At 63.2% G+C, this 1,884-nt stretch carries 1 protein-coding gene; it reads left to right on the forward strand.

The window, feature by feature from the left end; translation table 11 throughout:
* The first annotated feature begins 158 nt into the window (after positions 1–158).
* The gene (locus BKY27_RS19530; protein WP_071676123.1) at positions 159–1,805 is read left to right on the forward strand and encodes an IS1634 family transposase; all 1,647 of its coding nucleotides are present in this window, start codon (positions 159–161) and stop codon (positions 1,803–1,805) included.
* Positions 1,806–1,884 lie beyond the last annotated feature (79 nt).

The following is a 1,884-nucleotide window of genomic DNA, read 5'->3' on the forward strand; positions in this document are numbered from 1 at the left end:
CCCAAGTTCGACAAAATCAGGCGCGATTTTCGCTTTTTGACGTGGTGGCCTGAGTCATTTCAATGAGTTATGGGGGCTAAGCGGGCTAAGCTATGTAGTCACACATCTGCGTGTTCTGTAGCCTTGTAGATATACGCTTTGGGATATATCCTGTAGGCATGTTTGTTCGGGTCAATAAGAGCGGCAAGCGGCGCTACCTGCAGGTCGTCGAGTCCTACCGCAACGAGGCGGGTCAGCCGCGCCACCGGGTGGTTGCGAACCTGGGGCGCATCGATGGCATGGAAGACGGCCACCTCGATACTTTGATCCGTGGCCTGTGCCGCGTGGCTGGTCGCGATGAGCCTGCGGCCTTGGAGATCACACATGCGCCGGCGAAGGCATTTGGGGACGTCTTTGCGCTGCACGCTCTGTGGAAGGACCTCGGGTTTGACCACGCTCTGGGGCGCGCGCTTCGATCCGGAAAGCGCAAGCTGGACGTCGAGGCCCTTGTGCGGGCCATGGTCTTCAACCGCATGTGCGATCCCACGAGCAAACTGGGCTGCCTGCGCTGGCTAGACACCGTGGCCATGCCCGACATGCCCGCCAAGGTCGAGCATCACCACCTCCTGCGCGCCATGGACGCGCTCATGGACAACGTCGATCGAGTGGAGGCCGAACTGGCCAAGCAGATCCGCCCCTTGGTCGATCATGAGCTGACCGTGGTCTTCTACGACCTGACCACCGTGCGCATCCACGGCGAAGGCGAGGTCGACGACGACATCCGCGCCTATGGCATGAACAAAGAGACCGGCGGCATCGCCCGTCAGTTCGTCCTCGGCGTCGTACAGACCGCCGAGGGCCTGCCGCTGATGCATACCGTGCATCCCGGCAACGTGGCCGAGACCAAGACCCTGCAGGCCATGCTGGCCACCGTCCTGCAGCGCTTCCCCATCGAGCGCGTCGTCCTGGTGGCTGACCGTGGCCTGCTGAGCCTCGACAATATCGACGCCCTGACATCGCTGGCCGAACAGGGCGGGCGCACGCTGGAGTTCATCCTCGCCGTCCCGGCACGCCGCTACAAAGAGCTGGTCGAGACCTTCCGGGACATGGCCTTCGACGAGGACGGCGTGGTCGAGAGTCGCTTCTCCGGCCATAGGCTCATCGTGGCCCATGACACTGTGCGCGCCGCTGAGCAGGGGGACCGGCGGCGCGCCCGCATCGCCGAGCTGGAGGCCATGGCCGAGAAGATGGTCGGCAAGCTCGACGCGCAGGATGCCGGCAAGACCGCCAAGGGCCGCCGCGCCTCTGACCGCGGGGCCTACAGCCGCTTCACCCGCGCCGTCGCGGAAGCAGAGCTCACCCGCTTCCTCAAGGCCGATCTGAATGCGGATCGGTTCAGCTGGAGCGTCGATGACGACGCCATCGCCGAGGCCGAGCTCTTCGACGGGAAGCTGACGCTGATCACCAACGCCCCGGACCTCACGCCCTCCGACGCCGTCGCGCGCTACAAGGGCCTTGCAGACATCGAGCGTGGCTTCCGCGTGCTCAAATCCGACATCGAGATCGCGCCAGTCCACCACCGGCTACCCGACCGTATCCGCGCACACGCCATGATCTGCTTCCTGGCCCTCGTCCTCTACCGCGTCATGCGCATGCGCCTGAAGGCCAAGGGCCATAGTGCAAGCCCGCGCACAGCCCTCGATCTACTCGAGCGCATCCAGCGCCATACAACAAGCATTGGTGAGCGCACCCTCAACGGCCTTTCGACGATCACCCCGGAACAATTGGAGCTCTTCGACACCCTCGACCTGCCAAAACCCGCTTGATCACATCTCGGTAGTCACACAATGGCGAATCCTGCCATAACAATATCAATCACTTAGTCGATTTGCTGTCGAACTTGGG

The sequence above is a fragment of the Nioella nitratireducens genome, from assembly GCF_001879715.1.
Classification (GTDB): domain Bacteria; phylum Pseudomonadota; class Alphaproteobacteria; order Rhodobacterales; family Rhodobacteraceae; genus Nioella; species Nioella nitratireducens.